Source organism: Thermogutta sp., assembly GCF_014359955.1.
GTDB lineage: Bacteria > Planctomycetota > Planctomycetia > Pirellulales > Thermoguttaceae > Thermogutta.
Genome location: NZ_JACIYL010000995.1, coordinates 1 through 1,387, shown reverse-complemented (window position 1 = coordinate 1,387; position 1,387 = coordinate 1). Strand labels below are relative to the sequence as shown.

The 1,387-nt window shown below is 56.3% G+C and carries 2 protein-coding genes; both read right to left on the bottom strand.

What is annotated here, in order from left to right; genetic code table 11:
- On the bottom strand, positions 1-544 hold a 544-nt coding region (locus tag H5U08_RS18850), incomplete at its 3' end, for a DEAD/DEAH box helicase (protein WP_297036717.1).
- 351 nt (positions 545-895) lie between these two features.
- A partial coding sequence (locus H5U08_RS18845) for a hypothetical protein (protein ID WP_297036714.1) occupies positions 896-1,387 on the bottom strand: 492 nt, incomplete at its 5' end.

The window sequence follows — 1,387 nt, the reverse complement described above, 5'->3', positions numbered from 1 at the left end:
ATTCGACCGCGTTTCCGACTGTTGCAGACAGAAGAAGTGTGCGGATATGAGACGGAAGCAAGCCCAGTGTGAATTCCCAGACGATACCTCTTTCGGGATCGTTGAAGCTGTGAAACTCATCCATGACCACAGCACTGACAACGCTGAAATCCCAAAGTTCTGGGTGGAGAAGGCGGTTGAAAAGGATTTCGGCAACAACCACGAGGATCTGTGCATCGGGGTTTTCCCGGCGGTTTCCGGTGACAAGTCCCACATCACGGGCTGAAAATCCCCATCGTACCGCCGCCTCCTGCATCTCGCGAAACTTCTGCTCGGTCAGCGCGATGAGAGGCGTGGTGTAATACGCCACCGTGTTGGTGTGGAGGGCTTCGAAAAGGGCTGCCTCGGCAATCAGGGTTTTTCCGGTGCCGGTCGGCGCACAAACAAGGACCCCCTGTTTCGAAGAGAACCAGGCCAGCAGGGCATCTTCCTGGACAGGATACGGGGTAAAGGGAAGTTGAGCGAAATAACGTTCGGCAATTTCTTCTCTGGTCAGTTCCGTCACCGATACTCCCTCAGCCGTTGTCCTCCTTCTTTTCCAGCCAGATACATCGCACGCTATCTACGGAAGCTGTGCCCCTTTTCTACCAGAAGGGGAAGGAATCGCACCGCATATGCTCCGGTTACACAGAAGGTATTCCTCAAGTTTCTTCAGCTTACCGCGCTCCATCAAGACCTTGCGCGGCTGATCAATCCCTGCTTTTGTAAAGACCGCTGAGATGGCATTGACGGAATTTGTTGCATGGGCAATTCATGAATTGCCCCTACCGTCACATACCTCTGTGTTGAATCCCACTCGCACGGGGCCACGTGTCGATGTCCGTTTCGCCATTGGCCGAGAAAAAGTCGGGACGTGTCAGTTCGCACGAACCTCAATGAGCCTCCGCCACATCGTTTCGGATTCGACTTCCTCGACCGAAAGAAAGAGAGGATGTTCGGCGTGCATGATCATTCCCACCAGGAAAAGTTGCCCCTCGGGGCCACGCGCAGGGCCCACCGCGCCGCAAAATGGAGTCCCACGCCCCCGATCACCCGGAAGGACCACGTTGCGAAAAAACTGACGGATAAAACCGTTGACACTCAACTGCGGAGGCCACCGGATAAATTGTGGCTCGTGCGTCTGGACGACCCGTATCAACCCCGGGGCAATGGCTTCGGCGAGCATGGGCCACTCTTGCGGAGGCGGTAAAGTCCCTGTTCGACCAGCCGGCGCGAGAACCACAATATCCAGGCGAACGGGCTCGCCGTGGAAAAGAAGCTTCGGGAGTTCAGGGACTGGCCGGAGCTCCAATCGTCCGACGTCGATCCGCAGATCCGGCTCAACCCATTGTGGTTTGCGTCTCCGCCG